The organism is Desulfotomaculum defluvii, from assembly GCF_054657375.1.
The window spans coordinates 1,582,586-1,600,392 of sequence record NZ_BAAHYV010000007.1; the positions used below are offsets into that span (position 1 = coordinate 1,582,586).

A 17,807-nucleotide genomic window follows, 5' to 3' on the forward strand; every position below is an offset into this window, starting at 1 on the left:
CATTGTCCTAAAGTACCCCCTAAGCAAAACATGCAAAAAGGCTGAGGGCTAATAACTACTAGATTCTTCAGACAGTGGTTTGTGACCTGGCAATACAACAGGCACTGGAATAATCCTCCAGTGCCTGTTTTGTTAGCGAAACAGTTTGCGTTTTTGATTAATTGGGTTTAACTTCCAGCCGCTCCACAGTATTAAAACAAGACCTAAAACAAGATAGGTCAGGGCAAAGGTCCCCCAGTAAGGCAACCACATCTCTCGTCCCGGACCAATGGTGGCACTTTCACCCAATATTCTCAGCATGACGATCACGGGGTTGGTATCTTGCAGCAGTTGTACTATTAAAGGTGTTTCATGTAAATTAACCATGGCTATACGGGCTTGTTGTTGGAATAGTGCGTAGAAAAATGCTGCCAAAAAGCCAGTTCCGGCAACCAAGAAAAAGACAATACCATAGGTCGTAATGGTGCTCACGCCGGTTCTTTTAAAGTATGTTGAACAGGTTACACCAATGGCTGCAAATAAAAACATAGAAACTAAAAAGAAGCTGAGTACACCAATTATTTGTACTGGGGCCAAACCACCGAACATAAACACTAGGCTGTAAAGTGGTAGTGTTGAAACCAGTAGTAATGCCGTAAAGGAACAAGCTGAAATTAACTTACTTGTTACAATGCCTAGGGGACTTAGTTCCGTTGTTAAAAGGACATTTAATGTTTGTCGCTCCCTTTCCCCGCTAATAACTCCGGCCGTTAAACCGGGCACCACAAAGGCCAAGAGGCCCAGTTGAGCCATACTAATTACAGTAAAAATACCTTTGCTGCTCCCCGGCTGGAAATAGGCAGCATTTCGCCACTCTAAATAAATAAAACCTAAGGAAAAACCACCAAGTACCAGCAAATACAGTACTACCACCAAAGGTGATCGGTAGGTGCGAAATCGTTGACGCAATTCTTTCAACAGCACCGGGTTTAACTCTCTCATATTATTCACCCTCCCCGGTCATGGCCATAAAGGCATCTTCTAAATTACCTTTAATTTCGGCAAATTCTATCACATACCAACCCTTTTCAATAATCTCTTTCAGTAGTTGACTCTGGTCGTTCTTGTTACCCTGAAAGGTTACTCTGGCCCAACCAGCCTCGCCATCAACACTAACAACCCCGGGCTTGGGGTTAATAAATTCAAGCAGTTCGCTGAGTTTATCAGTTACGTCAACCTTCAGTATCCTTGTTCCTTGACGGGCAGCGGTAACTTCTTCAACTGGACCATAGGTTACCAGTCTTCCCTGTTCTAATATGGCAATACTATCGCACATCTCTGCCAATTCAGGTAGAATGTGGGAGCTAATTAAGATTGTTTTATTCATACGACGTAAATGACGAATAATTTCTTTCATTTCAGCCCTGGCCCTTGGATCGAGGCCCGAAGCGGGTTCATCTAGGATTAATACTTCAGGATTATGCACTAGACAACGGGCCAAGGCTAGTCTTTGCTTCATGCCGCGGGATAGTAAATCGACATAGCTATTGAACTTGTCAGCAAGATTAACCAGTTCTAGCAGATCCCCTATTAAACGAGATCGTTCTGACACAGGAATCCGGTAGGCTGCAGCATAAAACTCCAGATACTCTGTAGTTTTGAGATTATCATACACACCAAAAAAATCTGGCATATAACCAATTTGCCGACGTACCCGAGCTTGCTCACTCATTACATCATAGCCATTTACAGTGGCTGATCCCCCATCCGGTGCCAGCAGCGTAGCTAGGATAGACATGGCCGTGGTTTTCCCTGCTCCATTGGGTCCAATTAGGCCGCAGACCTGACCCTTTGGGATATTTAAAGAGAAGTCTCGCAGGGCATGATTACTGCCATAGATTTTGGTGAGACCCTTTATTTCCACTGAATTCATCGAGACTCCCCTCCTATTACCGAAATTGCAGGTAGATCAACACGGTCAGGCTGCCCCAGGCTAGAGATTTTCTCTATCTGCACACGGATTTGACCAGAAGTTGCATAACGTGTAAATTGGTTTGCTTCAAGCTTAAGTCCATTGGTGGGTACCTCGACCCATTTGTTATCCCGCTGGTCGTATATTTGGGTGACAAAGTTCTTATTGCTTTGTGCAGGCAAGGAAATTTCTATTACCTGAAGTTTTTGTCCATTTAACGGCCATACTAAGTCGATTCCCAAAACAATTTTTCCTTCATATAGAGTAAAGCCTAGAGGTGTTTCATTATAGGCACCTCTGCCCTCGATCATTTTCGGTCTATACATACCGGATGGTAGTTGGATTTTTCCGTTTTCCAAAATATTTAAATTAAGTTGTTGTGTGACCAATGCTAGATTATAACTTCTAGTATCTCCCTCCTTAGATACAATCTTGAACATGTCTAAGGATTGATCAGTCCAACCAAAAAACACAGGTTGATTACTACGTCCAGACATTGAAGTTCCAAGAATGGCATCTACCATCTGTCGCTCCCTGATAAAATTATCTTCTTGGCCTGGCTTACTGGGAGCCACAAGCAAGTCTCTGAATTCATTAGGTCCAAGACTATTAGGCCATTTGCTCAGTGACTGCTTAACTGTAATATATCCACCTGCCGGAATATCTTCTAATGATAAGGAACGTCCTCCCAATAATATTCTGCAATCCCTCAGGGCCATTTCTGTCTTGTTTTCAATTTTACCTGTAAGATAGCCATTTTCTAGGGTTAAGTTTCCCTCAATACTTCCTACGTTCTTTTTAAACACAGTTGTTTTAGCCTGACGCATGGACCAATATTCTACATTAGGAAAGGTGATCTTTGGAGCTGCATCCATATGGTATTGAATGATGGGGGATTTTTGTGAATATCCCTGATAGTAGTTTGTTGGTAATATGACAGCTCCACTGGCCCCCTCTACTTTTAAATCCCCCCCGTAGGGAGTAATAAAAGATGCAGTAGAATTAATTTCAGCTCTTTGATTATCTAGTATTTCAACTATTGACAAAGTTTGGCTGATAGGAGTATTTATCCTTTGGGCCGGTGACATGAAATAAACTGCAGCAGTAGTAACCATTGCACAGAGGGGTATTATCCACCACATCCAGTCTCGCCGATCATAACGTTTTAAAATGAAATAAAGCGCCGGTCCTATGATAATGACATATACACCCCAGGCAAAGGCTACTTGGGGTACCGGAGGGGTTTTTATCTGGGGCAGATATGTTGATGCATGAACCAGCATATCACTACCCATAGTTCTTTTTTCCCTTGCCATTTGCACTTTCATATCTGCTCTATTTGAACCATCAGCCATGCTAAAAATCAAAGGCCAAACCTTAGCGGATTCTGATGTCAACTTTTCTAGAGGTATGCCGCTGTATATAACTCTTCCCTTACCAATTTCCTTTGCTGCGACCAGGATTGTATCATTTATCTTGGCCAAAACTTCACCATCCTGTAGTCTACCAGTGGTAACAGTCATGTCCCCATTGACAACTTGTAGACCACCTAGATCAGAAGATATAACTGTTTGTTTTTCAGCCATGACAGGTGATATATCGGCCAATAATTCACCAGGAGAAGTACCTGCCCCGCCAGAAATCAGCAAAATACCACCCAAGGATACCCAGTCCTTCAAGATAGTAATTTGTTTTTCTGTTAATTCCTTTACTGCAACATCATCCACAATGATTAGGTCCCCTTGCAAAAGTTCCATAGCATCATTGGGTAAATAGGCTGGTTTGATATATTTGATGGCAGTTTGACCACCAAAGGTTTGATCTAACCAAGTAGATAAACCACCTTGAAGAGGCTTCTCTCCCAGTGTTAGAGCTATTAATCCACCGTTAACAACTGTCCCTTGGATTGGAGCAGCAGTCACAGTTTTACCATCAACCTGAAGTACTACCAAAGAACCCTTATTAATCAATTCGCTAGGTACCATAAGGGTTGTCTTGACCAAGCCCTTGGCGGGAATATTAACGGTCTTCTGATAACGCGCTGGTAAATTTTCCGCTTCTTTAAATTGAAGGGAATTTTTGTCTGGTACAATGACTAACAAGCCTTGGCATGCTTGGCCTTGATTGGAGACACTAATTGTAAGACCTGTGGAAAAACCCATTTTGTATATACCGCCTAAACCAGGCTGCACGGCCAAACGGAAGGACCCCTTATCATTAGCCACTGCCAAATTAGGCAGTGGCAGAGCTATTAAAAAAATAAATATAAAAAAGAGATAGAAGATCCTATACTTCGACCAGCCCTTGAGTATGCTCCTCATACCTTAGTTCCTCTCTTTCTCCCACTGTTTCTCGACCATAACTTTTAGCAAAGCAACGGTGTCACCGTCTCGACGGGCATATAATAACCATTGATCCTCCGGCCCAAAGACCTGCCCTTCACATTTGAAAATCTCATTCAGTATCAGTGTCTTCGGTTCATAGGAGCCATTCATTTCTTGCTGCCTTAACCAGTTAATCTCAATTCCAGAGATTCGAGTTTCTGGTGCAACCAATAAATGGCTGTTGGCTAACCAACCTTCACCTGCTTGTAATTTTTTCAACATTGGAGAGCCATCCTTCCCCAAATATATTGAACGCATCTCAGCCATCTGTTGACGAACTTTATATTGGGGTTCTCCATTGGGCAGGAAAGTTAATACCCGTTCTTGAATGGTTTCGGTACAAAAGGCTAGATAGCCAGATTTGCCCCAGACCGGATTTTCACCGGGGCCTAGGAGATCTGCATCTTCACTTTCCACATTGACCAGCCAAAGATCATATATTTTAGATCTGCCCGGTCGTTGTACAACTAAAAATTTACCATTTGGTGACCAGGTAGGAGCATCTCCATTGATAATCTTTTTTTCATGTCCATCGGCAGACCTGACCCAAACCTCAGTTGGTTCTCCTAGTTTATTAACTACATAGGCTAAGCTTTGCCCATCCGGGGAGTAAACCAAGTTTGAATAGTGTAAATTTTTTTGCTGTTCAGTGCCCTTAGCTTCCTTAAGTGATGCACCATCCAAGGAAACCATTGTTCTCTGCTTAAGGGCTTCTGGTTCCGAATAGGTCCTATTTATATTACTAGAGGAGGTCAACTCCGCTGCTGCAATATGTTTAATTTCTTCACTACCCTGGTAACTCAAAACAAAGGATACCTGGGTTCCATTTGGTGACCAGGCAGGAGATCGGAACGTTGCTCCTACTGGGGGTTCTAATGAAGCCAGTTGGGTCCCTGTATTGGAAAGAAGAACTAATCCACCACCTCTTACAACTAATATCTTTGAGCCATCTGGACTAATGGCGGGCTGCAGTGGAACATCTTCAGTCCAAAAACGGGTAAGTTCCTGCGGGGAACCTGCTGCTTCTAGATGGTATTGGTCCTTGGTGATTTGACCTAACCCAAAGATAAAGACCATTAATATTACTACCGCAACTCCTATTATTGCTACTGACTTAGGATGCCAGCGGTACTGCGAATGCTTTTTGGCTTTGCTGACTTCTGGCAAAGAATGCTTCACCATGTTTGGGTTCATTAGTTCTTTCTGTCTTTCAAGGAGTTTTTTCCGTAATTCCACTTGCAGCCGCCGATTTACTGGAACAGCTTCTCTTACCTGTCTCATATGTATTAGCAGTTGAGATATTTCATTTTCTTCTTCTTCTTTGGCCTTTAGGAAATTTTCAATGGGAAGAACATTGTTTTCATGGTTATCATATCTTTCTTCTGTCATCGGACATTCCCCCCTTCACAAACATACCTTTGCCTTAACTGCTTGAGAGCCCTGTGATGAAGCATCCGAACTGCTGACTCGGATTTCCCAAGCACTTCAGCTATTTGTGCAAACCGAAGCTCCGCAGCATAACGAAGTGCCACAACATCACGATAGTCGGGAGCCAGTTCAATAAGGAGTTTACGGAGTCTAATTATTTCTTCTCCCTGCAATACCGCCTGTTCTGGCCCATCATCAGATCCTACGGCTGACTCCAGAAAACCATCATTGGTTACATATTCACGTCGGCCTCGTATATAATCCACATATACATTGTGGGCGATACGAAAAAGCCAAGCAGAAAATGGACCTTCCGCTCTGTATTTGCTAAAGTTCTCTAATGCCTTCATAAAAACCGTAGTCGTCAGATCATCTGCGTCCCAAGCTGTATCAACTCGGTACCGCAAATACCTGTTAACTGGCTCAAAATAACGATCGTAAAGTTCTTCAAAGGGCAAGTCACCATCTGGGTGACGATTATGGGTTGCCGGAGTCATTCTACTACCTCATTTCAAACACACAATTTAGAGTACTCATATTTAAAGACGTCTTCTTATGGTTTTATGTAACGTAAAATACAGAAAAAGTCCGCCTCAAATATTGGGGCGGACTTCCTATTAGTTAATATTTGGTAATCAATGAAAATACAGCGCAAACTTATTCCATCACCAGATGAGGTTTATTGGGAATACTGTGTAAAGCTTTTATCCAACGAACGGTCTTGGTATGGGCTCTCATAACTAGAGAGTGAGTCTCTGCTCGGTCATTACCAACAAAACGAACCCCACGCAACAGTTCACCATCGGTAACTCCAGTGGCAGCAAAGATTGCATCTTCCCCCCGAACCATATCATCCATTAGTAGGATTTGCCTAGGATTCTTAAGACCCATTTTTACACAACGGTCATATTCTTCCTGATTATCAGGTACCAAACGTCCCTGCATTTCTCCGCCCAAAGCCTTAATAGCAGCAGCAGAGATAACCCCTTCCGGTGCACCACCTGTTCCAATATAAAGATCAATACCTGTATCTTCAAAACAGGTAGCAATGGCTGCTCCTACGTCACCATCACTAAATAATCTTACCCTAGCACCAGTACGGCGAACAGCCTCAATTATTTGATTATGTCTTTCTCGTTCCAAAATCATAACCGTACAATCCTGGATTCTTTTTCGATTTGCACGGGCGACAATTTCTAAGGTTCTGGGAATGGGATCATCAATATGAATAAGACCTGCAGCTTTGGGACCCACAGCAATCTTTTCCATATACATATCCGGTGCATGAAGTAAATTTCCTTTGTCCGATATTGCAACCACAGCCAGAGCATTAGTTAAGCCCTTAGCCACAATATTGGTTCCCTCAAGGGGATCAACGGCTACATCCACCTCAGGACCGTGTCCGCTGCCTACCTTTTCGCCAATATACAGCATCGGGGCTTCGTCCATTTCACCTTCGCCTATTACAACTGTACCATCTATATTAACTGAATCAAACATTGCCCGCATGGCACTTGTAGCCGCCTGATCTGCCTCATTCTTTTTACCTCTGCCCATCCACCGGGAAGATGCCAGGGCTGCCACCTCTGTAACCCGCACAATTTCTAGAGCCAGTTCTCTTTCCACAACCAAAGACCTCCTTAGAAATAAACACTTACCTATTACTATTATTATAGCACTCTGTTTAACCAATGTATGACTTTTTTTACACTTGACACAAATACCCATAATTTTTAAACTTAATACAACATTAACATAACTTTAATCATTGTTTGGTACAATAGTCTTAGGAAGGAGGATTAAATCTATGTCTGAAAAGGAAAAAGCAGTCAAGGCTTTATCAGAAATGATTAAACAAAACGAAGACCGATTGCAAAAGCAGGGCGAATTAAGGGATTGGTTTACAAGATTAAACAAGGATTTGCAAAAGGCAATCCGAACCTTACAACAGGCTTAAGGGGCCTTTTTTTATTGCCTTTTTAGACGTAGGTGTTAAAATGATAGTTAGCTATTAATCATTAGCCATTAGCTGTTAGCTCTCGTCAGCTTTGAGCTTTGTGCATATTTTGGTTTAGGGTTGTGTAGAGGCTTTGGAGTTTGTAATATGTTCAGAATTTACAAGAAAATTAATGGCTAATAGCTAAAGACTAAAAGCTAATAGCTCAAAAGTGAGGTTTTACTTATGGACAAGCATGAGGCCCGTAGGAAGCGGGACTTTTTTCTTTTTATTTTAGCAGGTGCTTTTCTTGGTCTTTATTCGGGGCTGTATGACCCATCCTTTAATAACTTTTTAAATGATGTATTTCATATAGGTGAAGTAGCCAGGGGTGGTCTGGAATTCCCTAGGGAGTTACCGGGATTCTTAGTGGTTTTTACCACCGGACTTTTAATATTTCTTCCAGATGTTCGCATAGCCTTGGTGGCCAACCTCATTTTGGCATTAGGGTTATTGGGACTTGGTTTTGTTTCACCTAGTTTTAGTTGGGCAGTTGTCTGGATGATAACATGGAGTATTGGAGCTCACCTATATATGCCTGTGGAATCTAGTATTGGTGTGGCCCTGGCAAAACCAGGTGAAGAAGGAAAATGTTTAGGACAGCTTGGCGCCATTAAAACAGCTGCATCCCTAGTTGGATTTTTAGTGGTGTACCTTGGCATACGTTATTTTCATCTAAGCTATACTGCTATCTTTGCACTGGCTGGATTAAGTGTAATTGTTGCCTCCATCTGCCTACTGCTGATGGAGCCTCGCAAAAGTAGTGTGAAAAGGGAAAAAATAGTTTTTAAAAGGAAATATTTTTTATTTTATGTTTTAAATATACTTTTTGGGGCTCGTAAGCAAATTTTTCTGACCTTTGCCCCTTGGGTTTTAATTAAAATATTTCAACAACCAGTAACAACCTTTGCTGTACTCGGCCTTGTTGGTACAGTGGCTGGTATTCCTTTCCGTGCACTGCTAGGAAAAGCCATCGACATCTTTGGTGAAAGGATTATTATTGCTGCAGAGTCCATTTTTTTGATACTAGTATGTATTGGTTATGGCTATGCTGAACATTTTGGTTTAGGTGATTATGCCATCTGGTTAGTATTCTTATGCTATGTCGGCGACCAACTTCTATTTGCCTGCAACATGGCCCGGGCAACTTATCTTAACAAGATTGTTGACACTCCCGCAGACTTAACACCCACTCTGTCCATGGGATTAACCATAGACCATCTTGTATCTATGACCATACCTTTTTTTGGCGGTCTATTGTGGATGAAATTCGGCTACGAATATGTTTTCCTTGCCGCAGCGGTCATTGCCCTATTAAATCTTGTGATAGCCCTTCGGATTAATACCATTAAAGAGTCCCCAGCTCAAACTTCCTTAAGCCACTAGCTGTTAGCTTTTAGCCTTTAGTTCAGCTATCGTGACATCACCTCTGGGAGGGGGTGGCAGCGAAGCTAACGGGGGGAATCTTCCCACCCATGTCACTAGTCACTAACAGCTACCTAAACACAAGTTCTTTCAGGATAGCTAATGGCTAATAGCTAACGACTAATAGCTCGGCCCCATAGAATATCTTTAAAGTCTTCAGGAATTGGACAGACAATCTTGGTTAAGGTTCCTTTTACGGGATGAATGAAAGCCAGGTATGCACAATGCAATGCTTGGCGTTTTATTTTCACAGTATCTCCTCCATAAAGAGAATCTCCTAGCAAAGGATATCCCAAATGGGCCAGATGTACCCTCACCTGGTGTGTTCGGCCAGTCTCCAATTCAACACATACTAGACTCGCTCCTTTGACACAGCGAAGAACCTTGTAATGACTAACAGCATGCTTTCCTCTGGGGGTAATAACTCTCTTTATATAACTGCCAGCAGCCAAATCGATGGGTGCATTAATAACACCTTGCCTCGGGCATACTTCTCCTCCTACCAATGCCAGGTAACGCCGAACAAATTTCCCCTGCATCATTTGCTGCTGTAGTTGTTGATGCATATAGGGATTTTTAGCTATTAAAATTATTCCTGAAGTATCCCGGTCTAAGCGATGTACAGGTCTAAAATGATCCGTGATGCCCTGCTGTTGCCAGTGGTAGATAACTCCATTAGCTAGGGTTCCCGTAGGTTCAGTGGTTAAAGGATGAACCAGCATACCAGGTGGTTTGTTAACCGCCAGCAAATGAGTATCTTCGAAAAGCAGATTAAGCTCCATCCTTTCTGGTATAACTTTGGTTTCTTGGTTTCTCATACGGAGTTCCAAAACCTGGCCTGTTTTAACTAGCACATTGGTTTTAACGGGTAAGCGATCTAATAAAATATCCCCATTTCTTTTGGCGGCACGTAGAAGAGTACGGGAAACTCTCAATTCCTGTCTTAATACCTTTTGAACGGTCCACCCTGCCATAGAATTCGATATCACGATATTTATCTTCCCTAAAGGAATTGATTTGCCCTCCATCAATATTGTCCTCCTATTTCACAAAAACCCATTATGTTAAAATTGCCAAATACAATTTAAGCAATAATCTTTTCTAACTTAAATATGATAAAACAGATACCCCTATGCAAGTAAAATAACACATTTTACCGAAAACGCAAAAGCAGGATTTAAGGGCCTTAAAGTCAAATTAATTATTGTTTGCATCATAAAAAATTTAATAAGGGGGGACCGCCATGCTAGTCAATAATCTGGCCGAAAAAAGGGAAATGATCGTCTGGTTTCTACGTACCAACCGGTTAAAAAAGCCTGAAGCAGCCCGAATTCTTGAGTTAATCAAGGATAATAAGAGTCTGTTGTCCAGAATTGAGTTTACCAACAAACTGCACGACAAAAAAGATGCTCTACTAGTTTCCGCGGTATATACCAATACTTTCCCCTTGGACTTCCGCCTTAATAATATCACTTATGGTTCCATAGATGAGGTTATTTACCAGTTAAAAAATAACCCTCCTCAAAAGCTTTTTATGTGGTTATCTTTCGCAAGTCCTCCAGGCTGTCATCTTTGCTTCCGAAAAAGCAAAAGACAGATAAAGGCAAAACCTAGCCCTGCTTCCATTGCCCACAAAATGTTGGTTGAAGCCATAAAAAGTGTCAATCGAAAAGAAGCTAAAAGGAAAGCACTTTTATTGAAAATCGACCAATCCTTAGATGATAAAAACATGCAAGAATTTAAACGTTTAACAGAGGAATTACAAAAATTAACTTACGAATAAGACTTCTATATCACCCCGGTCTTACTGACCGGGGTCTTTCTTATATGCGACACTGGGGACGGTTCTCGCTGTCGCATTTTTTGCGACAGCGAGAACCGTCCCCAGTGTCGCATTTTTGGCTGTCGTAGAAAACTGTATATTTATGTTAAAATGGCTTAGGGAGGGAGCAGCCTATGCAGATAAAAACAAATTGCCCACTGGATTGTTTCGCCCATTGCGGCCTAGTGGCAAGTGTTGAAAACGGTAAGATAGTTAATATCTCCGGTGACGAAAATCACCCTGTTAATAAGGGCTTAATTTGTAGCAAGGGACGCCACAAACATCTTCAGCGACTTTATAGCCCAGAACGTATTACTACGCCATTACGAAAAACTGACGGTGGGTGGCAACCAATAACCTGGGAAAATGCCTACGAAATAATCTCAACTGAAGTGACAAAAATCATCAATAGCTACGGACCACTGGCCTTACTGCACCATGATAGCGGCGGTTCTGAGGGGATCTTAAAGACACTCTCACAACGCTTTTTTAATGCCCTCGGCGGCTGTACCCAGCCTGCCGGTAGTATTTGTTGGGGAAGTGGTCATCAGGCCCAAAAATATGATTTTGGGCATCTGCAGTTACACAGTTGGGAGGATATGGTGCATTCTCGTTTGATCCTTCTCTGGGGTCGTGATCCTGCTGCCACCAACATTCAAATGCTACCTCTATTAAAGGAAGCTAAAAGAAATGGCTGTAGGATTGTTGTAATTAATCCGATCAAAGTTGCCTCCTGTGCCTTAGCCGATTTTCATATTGCCCCTCGCCCGGGTACAGACGGAGCCCTGGCCCTTGCATTGGCTAGGGAAATTATCAATAACCACTGGGTTGACCAAGAATACATTCATAAGCATGTTTATGGTTATGGTAAATTTAGCCAAATGGTTCAGAACTACACGCCGGAATTGGTTGCTACCATTACAGGGGTAGAAGCTGAGACAATTCGCCAGTTAGCCCAGATGTATGCTACCACTAAACCTGCCAGTATCTTCTTTGGCTACGGATTACAACGTTATACCAATGGGGGCCAAACCATTCGCTCCATCGATGCTTTAGCTGCCATTACAGGAAACATTGGTAAATCTGGCGGTGGGGCCAATTATGCCGGTGGACATTGGAAAGGCTTTTTTAATTCCATTTCCGGTAATGAACTCCCCCACAGGAGTCGTTCTTTGCCCTGGCCAATTTTAGGTAAAGCACTGTCGGAGGCTGACTCTCCACCTGTTAAAGGTATCTTTGTAACCCGTTCTAATCCCTTGACCCAGTTACCAGATATCACGGAAGTTCGCAAGGCCTTTTCCCAATCTCGATTTACAGTTGTGGTTGATATGTTTCTCACCGATACTGCTCAATATTCTAATTTATTTTTACCTTGTACGACCTTTCTGGAAGAAGAAGATGTAATATATTCCTCCTGGAATCATTATTTGTCCTATTCGCCCCAGATTATTGAACCCCTAGGCCAGTGTCGCTCCGACCATCATATTTTTTCCAGGTTGGCGCAATATATGGGCTTAGCTGGTTTTCCTAATCTGACTGCTGAGCAATGGTTGAAAAAATCCTTAAGTCCCTTGGGTGAATTTGGTATCACCCTGGAAAAACTAAAGGATGGCCCTGTTAGGCATCCTTTGTCTCCTGATGTACCCTGGCAGGGGGGAGGTTTTTCTACCCCCAGTGGCAAATTTGAGCTGTATTCACAATTGGCGGCAGCAGATGGAGTTAACCCCCTACCAGAGTATGTGGAAAACACTGAAAGCCCCCTGAATGATCCCAATTTAGCAAAGGTTTACCCGTTTCATCTAATCACAGCACATCACCCGGAATACTTACACTCACAATTTTGGAATCTTTCAGAGAAAAGTAAGCTAATTCAGCCAGTTTATCTACACCCAGAAACAGCTGGCCTGCTGGGAATTAAAGAAAGCCAAAAAGTTACTGTAGCCACCCAAAGGGGACAAGCTAAATTTACCACTGTTTTAAGCAATAAATTACGACGAGATACAGTTTTGATATATCAAGGTTTCTGGTCAAGCCATGGTAACAACGTAAATACTCTTACTCCCCAGTACATCCCAGATATGGGTTTAGGAACCCCTTATTATGATTGCCTATGTCGTATTGATCCCTGTTAAAGCACAAATTGCCCTGCAGGCAATTTACACCTGGTCAGCACCCTACTTCTTAGAGTACGGTGCTGTTTTTATTCCTAGGTGATTTTTCGTTGACTTTAATCTATAAAAAAGTTATATTGTAGATAGTTAGATAAATTTATAAATATCTAAGAAAGGAAACTTTATGGCAGGCATTAATCGTACCTTTCAAGCATTATCAGACCCTACCAGAAGAGAGATATTAAAAATGCTGCGTGAAAACGACCTTACAGCCGGTGATATTGCCAATCATTTTAATATCTCAAAACCCAGTATCTCTCATCATTTAAATATTTTAAAGAATGCCGACTTGGTGTTGGATGAACGTAAGGGTCAGTTCATTTATTACTCTTTAAACACCTCGGTATTAGAGGACGTAATGTCTTGGTTTGCAGCTTTTATTAATAAAGAAGGTGATAAATAATGAATAAAAACCCTGATATTAAGTTTAGCTGGATTACCAGCTTAATCCTAGTGGCCTTTTGGGGCCTATGTGCCTCTTTCTACCCATCCTTACCTGAGCAAGTACCAACCCACTGGAACATCCATGGAGAAGTAGATGGTTATTCTCACAAATTAACTGCTACAATGATAATGCCCCTGATTCCATTGGGAATTTATCTCTTAATGACCTTTGTGCCCAAAATTGATCCTAAAAAACAAAACTATATTAAATTTGCCCCTAGCTATGAAAAAATGCGGTTAGCTACCGTAGGAGTTATGATGGTAGTAACCTTTTTACCTATCTTGTCAGCACTGGGCTATCAGGTAAATGTTGAATTCATTGTTAAAATGGCAGTTTCGTTATTGATCATCGTCATGGGAAATTACATGAGTAAAATAAAATATAATTATTTAGTCGGTTTTCGTCTTCCCTGGACCTTAGCCAATGAAACTGTCTGGAATAAAACCCACAGATTGGGCGGTAAACTTATGGTTATTGGGGGTTGTGTATCACTTCTTGCCGTATTTATCTCTGGAACCCTGGGAGCTGTAATATTTATGCTAGGCATCTTTTTACCTATGGTCTTTACTATGATATATTCTTATCTAACCTATGCTAAACTAAAAAAGGAGCAGTAACTTTCAAAAGTTACTGCTCCTTTTTTAGTTTAGCATTCGTAGTCTACTGCCACGCTTGATTCTACAACAGTGCCTATGTATTTTACCACTTCCTGATGATCTGGATGTACTTGATAAGTATTCAAATCATCTAAATTATCAAACCTGGCTATCAATGCCAGATCATAGGATCTTTGGGATCTAATTACATCAACGCCAACTTCCAAGTGACGCAACTCAGGAATTTTACCCTTTAAGGCCATTAGTTTTTCCCTTACTATCTGACTACTGGCGGGATCTTTAAATTTAAAACAAACTATATGGGTGATCATGTTCACTGCTCCTTTTTTTCTATGTTTATTAACTTAAGGTTTATTAACTTAAGCTTGCTTTTGATCTATTCTTTTTAATATTTCTTGCAAATCCTCTTTGTTAAAATGATATTGCTCGGCACAAAAATGACAGTTAATCTCAGCTTGTCCCTCTTCTTCTAACATAGCAGAAACTTCTTCTTTGCCAATACCAATCAATAAATTTTCTAGTCTTTCTCTGGAGCATTGACAGGAGAAACCGACGGGCATACTCTCTAAAATTTTAATTTCAATATCTTGGGTAACACGCTGGATAATATCTTCCGGTGTTTTCCCATCTTTAATCAGTGAGCTGAGGTGTGGTAATTGGCTTAGATTACGTTCCAATATATCTAGTACTTCATCACTGGTACCGGGCAATAATTGAAGCCAGAGTCCTCCGGCAGCTAAAACAGAATTATCTGTGTCAACTAAGACCCCTAAAGATACCGCTGAAGGAGTTTGCTCTGAAGTAGTTAAATAGTGGGCGATATCCTCTGCAATTTCACCAGATACTAATTCTACACTACCAGTAAAGGGTTCCTTAAGTCCCAAGTCCCTGGTTATATGAAGGTGTCCTTTGCCAACAGCAGCACCCACAGGTAATTTCCCCTCCGGGGTGCTAGGCAGGTGAATTTGGGGTTCTTGAACATAGCCTCTTACCTGTCCCTTTGCGTTGGCAGTTACAAGCACAGCACCCAAAGGACCATCCCCAAGTACTCTGATACTGAGAATATCTTCCCCTTTCAAGTTAGCTCCCATTAACAAAGCAGCTGTCATTGTTCTTCCCAGTGCAGCCGTGGCCACCGGCCAACAATTGTGACGGATTCTTGCCTCTTCCACGGTGTTAGTGGTTCTAGCGGCAAATATGCGAAAGCTGCCATCCGAAGCAACTCCTCTGACCAAATAATCTTGCATACAGATACCTCCGAAATTTGATTAACAAAGCTATTCTATCAATGAGATTGATCCACTGTCAATTTATTAGCCATTAGCTTTTAGCGGTTAGGCATTAGTTACCCCGAAAATAGTATCTTAGGGTAGTTATTAGTGGCATGTTTAGGAAGACTCCCCTATCAGCTTCGCTGCTACACTCCTCTGGGAAGATAGTTTTTTGAATAAATCCCCTTCTTTGAGGGGAACGTCACGATAGTGACAGGGGGAGTTGGCCCTGTATTTTTATTCCTTGATGGTGCCGTTAACGGTATGTAGGTCTATTAGTATATACTTAGCCAATAGCTACTTGCGCTAAGCGATTCTTCGATAAGCAGGTGCTAAATGAAAGGTCTGACCTAGCCAGGTTATGGCTGTGAATGCACCGAGATCCACTGTAAAGCTAGCTAATAAATGCCAGTGTATATATTCGGCAGCATGGGTTTGTAGAATTAGGATTTCCATGGCTAAATATAAAAGTGACATGACAAAGATGTTTAATATCTGTAAGTATCTTTTTCGGGGCAAATATTGTATAAAAAGTGTCCCCATGATAAATATGGGTCCAAACTTATAAAAGATTGAGCATCCTGCCCAGGGTATAATAACATCATAAAATTTATAGAAATTAAGTTGTTGTCCTCCCCAGTCTACCAATGACCCTAAGGCTAAGGCAAATAATCCCCCCAAAATTGTTCTTTTGAGATATCGAACGTCCACTAAGAAATAAAAAATTATCCAGGAAACAATGGCTGTTATAAACCAGGGCATTTAATTATCACCTTTCTTGATTAGAATATCTTTGCATTAAGCTTTAAGATAGCTGGAGAAAGGACTTGTGCCATGAGCCTTGGACTTTAGGGTGAATGTTTTGCTTAAGGGTACAGCCCATGGCCCACGGTATTTTCATCAGTAGTTTTTGATCGTAAGATACGGTATTTTTAGTATTCAATTTGCCTATTTACACTAAAATTTATGTATATAAATATAAAAGCACCCTCACAAGAGGATGCTTTTCTTCTATGATGTGAAAAAATAGTAAAAACTATTTTAATGGGCACAACCACCGCCATGATGGTGATGATGGTGACCGCCGCCACCACAACCACAACTTACTGGACGGGTTACTAAAGTACCTGCTGCATAGGCTTCTGCTACACTTTCAAGTGGACCAGAGGCACCATTCACAACTTTTAAGCCTAATTGTTCCAATGCTGTGATCATGTGCCCACCAATTCCACCACATATAATCACTTCAATTTTTTCATTCTTTAACATATTAGCAATTCCACCATGATTGTGTTGCAACCCTTCATTTGATAAAATACGAGTTTCCTTAACCTTGCCATTTTCCAACTCAATAATAGCAAATTCCTGGGTTGTTCCGAAGTGTTCGTTTACTTGGCCATTTCTTGCAGGCATTGCAATTTTCATGTTTTTCCCTCCATACTCTTATGTAATCATTCTAGACTATACCAGTCCTTTGAGCTGCAATTGGGGCATTTGGTATGACGCTTACAAAAGGTACCTTCCCATTTTAAGCCACACTCTTTACATTTCAACTTGGATAGGGTAACTTGGTAGTTACCTCCCTCAACACGGATTGCCAAACCATTTATCAGGGCGTCTGCAATTTTTCCTCTGGCAGCGGATATAATTCTATGAAATGTTGGCCTTGAAACTGCCATTTTCTCTGCACAGTTTTCTTGTTCCATTCCTTCAAGATCACATAAACGTACTGCTTCCAGTTCCTCAACTGTTATTATCACTTCAGAGAGCTGACTCATAGGAATACCCTGAGGCTTAAAATACGTAACTATTGGTAACCTTTCAACCTGCCTACATTTTGGAGGTCTTGCCATAAAACCCACCCTTTATTGACATCCGTTCATTACCATTTTATACCTTGTTATGAACATATGTCAAACAAATTTTTGTTGATAAACATTTGGAAACTATAAACTTGTTAAATTATAGAACAATATGTGGTATTTTATCGTCTAATATTCAGATGGAATAATAATCATCAAAATTATGTAAATAATAATTCCTGGGAAGGCCACTGATAAAAGCGAACCTAGTATATATATAACTCTTACGATTGTAGGATCAGCATTAAAATATTCTGCAATTCCTCCACAAACACCAGCTATCATTCTTTGGGAACGAGATCTAAATAGACGTTTCAATTTTTTCACCCTTTCAAGGCCTATATTTTACTTTATTAAAATTTATTAGACAAATTTAACGGTATTCCTTTATACTATAATTAACAGTTAATTAATGGATAAGTGAGGAGGGCTATT

General features: G+C 41.2%; 19 protein-coding genes. 6 read left to right on the forward strand and 13 right to left on the reverse strand.

The window, feature by feature from the left end:
• Positions 1-132: 132 nt before the first annotated feature.
• The 6 genes from ACYQ03_RS14740 to glpX form a co-directional block, all read right to left on the reverse strand.
• Complete coding sequence (locus tag ACYQ03_RS14740) at positions 133-981, reverse strand: ABC transporter permease (protein ID WP_459910681.1); 849 nt, start codon at positions 979-981, stop codon at positions 133-135.
• Between the two features lies 1 nt (position 982).
• Complete coding sequence (locus ACYQ03_RS14745; RefSeq protein WP_459910682.1) at positions 983-1,912, reverse strand: ABC transporter ATP-binding protein; 930 nt, start codon at positions 1,910-1,912, stop codon at positions 983-985.
• The gene (locus ACYQ03_RS14750; RefSeq protein ID WP_459910683.1) at positions 1,909-4,272 is read right to left on the reverse strand and encodes a hypothetical protein; all 2,364 of its coding nucleotides are present in this window, start codon (positions 4,270-4,272) and stop codon (positions 1,909-1,911) included. The genes ACYQ03_RS14745 and ACYQ03_RS14750 overlap by 4 nt, the downstream gene beginning before the upstream one ends.
• Before the next feature lie 3 nt (positions 4,273-4,275).
• On the reverse strand, positions 4,276-5,724 hold the full coding sequence (locus ACYQ03_RS14755; RefSeq protein WP_459910684.1) for a peptidase S9: 1,449 nt from the start codon (positions 5,722-5,724) through the stop codon (positions 4,276-4,278).
• Positions 5,721-6,260, reverse strand: coding sequence for an RNA polymerase sigma factor (locus ACYQ03_RS14760; RefSeq protein ID WP_459910685.1), 540 nt, complete (start codon positions 6,258-6,260; stop codon positions 5,721-5,723). Before ACYQ03_RS14760 ends, ACYQ03_RS14755 begins: the two co-directional genes overlap by 4 nt.
• Before the next feature lie 160 nt (positions 6,261-6,420).
• Positions 6,421-7,389, reverse strand: a complete 969-nt coding sequence (gene glpX, locus ACYQ03_RS14765) for a class II fructose-bisphosphatase (protein WP_459910686.1) — start codon at positions 7,387-7,389, stop codon at positions 6,421-6,423.
• A gap of 181 nt (positions 7,390-7,570) precedes the next feature.
• Between glpX and ACYQ03_RS14770 the strand changes: the two genes are divergently transcribed.
• On the forward strand, positions 7,571-7,720 hold the full coding sequence (locus tag ACYQ03_RS14770) for a peptidase (protein WP_459910687.1): 150 nt from the start codon (positions 7,571-7,573) through the stop codon (positions 7,718-7,720).
• 225 nt (positions 7,721-7,945) lie between these two features.
• Positions 7,946-9,145 carry an MFS transporter gene (locus ACYQ03_RS14775; RefSeq protein ID WP_459910688.1) on the forward strand — a complete coding sequence of 400 codons (1,200 nt, stop codon included), beginning with the start codon at positions 7,946-7,948 and terminating at the stop codon, positions 9,143-9,145.
• A gap of 152 nt (positions 9,146-9,297) precedes the next feature.
• Here the strand turns inward: ACYQ03_RS14775 and ACYQ03_RS14780 are convergent, their stop codons facing one another.
• Positions 9,298-10,212: an RluA family pseudouridine synthase gene (locus ACYQ03_RS14780; RefSeq protein ID WP_459910689.1), complete on the reverse strand. Its 915-nt coding sequence runs from the start codon at positions 10,210-10,212 to the stop codon at positions 9,298-9,300.
• Between the two features lie 215 nt (positions 10,213-10,427).
• Between ACYQ03_RS14780 and ACYQ03_RS14785 the strand changes: the two genes are divergently transcribed.
• The 4 genes from ACYQ03_RS14785 (at position 10,428) to ACYQ03_RS14800 (ending at position 14,239) form a co-directional block, all read left to right on the forward strand.
• Positions 10,428-10,967 carry a YpiB family protein gene (locus ACYQ03_RS14785; protein ID WP_459910690.1) on the forward strand — a complete coding sequence of 180 codons (540 nt, stop codon included), beginning with the start codon at positions 10,428-10,430 and terminating at the stop codon, positions 10,965-10,967.
• 173 nt (positions 10,968-11,140) lie between these two features.
• The gene (locus ACYQ03_RS14790; protein ID WP_459910691.1) at positions 11,141-13,138 is read left to right on the forward strand and encodes a molybdopterin-containing oxidoreductase family protein; all 1,998 of its coding nucleotides are present in this window, start codon (positions 11,141-11,143) and stop codon (positions 13,136-13,138) included.
• 163 nt (positions 13,139-13,301) lie between these two features.
• Entirely contained in the window at positions 13,302-13,580 is a 279-nt protein-coding gene (locus ACYQ03_RS14795; protein ID WP_459910692.1) for an autorepressor SdpR family transcription factor, read from the forward strand.
• On the forward strand, positions 13,580-14,239 hold the full coding sequence (locus ACYQ03_RS14800) for an SdpI family protein (protein WP_459910693.1): 660 nt from the start codon (positions 13,580-13,582) through the stop codon (positions 14,237-14,239). Before ACYQ03_RS14795 ends, ACYQ03_RS14800 begins: the two co-directional genes overlap by 1 nt.
• A 29-nt stretch (positions 14,240-14,268) precedes the next feature.
• Here the strand turns inward: ACYQ03_RS14800 and ACYQ03_RS14805 are convergent, their stop codons facing one another.
• The 6 genes from ACYQ03_RS14805 to ACYQ03_RS14830 form a co-directional block, all read right to left on the reverse strand.
• Positions 14,269-14,550: a Dabb family protein gene (locus ACYQ03_RS14805; RefSeq protein ID WP_459910694.1), complete on the reverse strand. Its 282-nt coding sequence runs from the start codon at positions 14,548-14,550 to the stop codon at positions 14,269-14,271.
• A gap of 48 nt (positions 14,551-14,598) precedes the next feature.
• Positions 14,599-15,486, reverse strand: coding sequence for an Hsp33 family molecular chaperone HslO (hslO, locus tag ACYQ03_RS14810; protein ID WP_459910695.1), 888 nt, complete (start codon positions 15,484-15,486; stop codon positions 14,599-14,601).
• A gap of 330 nt (positions 15,487-15,816) precedes the next feature.
• Entirely contained in the window at positions 15,817-16,272 is a 456-nt protein-coding gene (locus tag ACYQ03_RS14815) for a CBO0543 family protein (RefSeq protein ID WP_459910696.1), read from the reverse strand.
• Positions 16,273-16,551: 279 nt separating this feature from the next.
• Positions 16,552-16,935: a NifB/NifX family molybdenum-iron cluster-binding protein gene (locus ACYQ03_RS14820; RefSeq protein ID WP_459910697.1), complete on the reverse strand. Its 384-nt coding sequence runs from the start codon at positions 16,933-16,935 to the stop codon at positions 16,552-16,554.
• A gap of 26 nt (positions 16,936-16,961) precedes the next feature.
• Entirely contained in the window at positions 16,962-17,363 is a 402-nt protein-coding gene (locus tag ACYQ03_RS14825; RefSeq protein ID WP_459910698.1) for a DUF134 domain-containing protein, read from the reverse strand.
• A 138-nt stretch (positions 17,364-17,501) separates the two neighbouring features.
• Positions 17,502-17,699, reverse strand: a complete 198-nt coding sequence (locus ACYQ03_RS14830) for a PspC domain-containing protein (protein ID WP_459910699.1) — start codon at positions 17,697-17,699, stop codon at positions 17,502-17,504.
• Between the last annotated feature and the right edge of the window lie 108 nt (positions 17,700-17,807).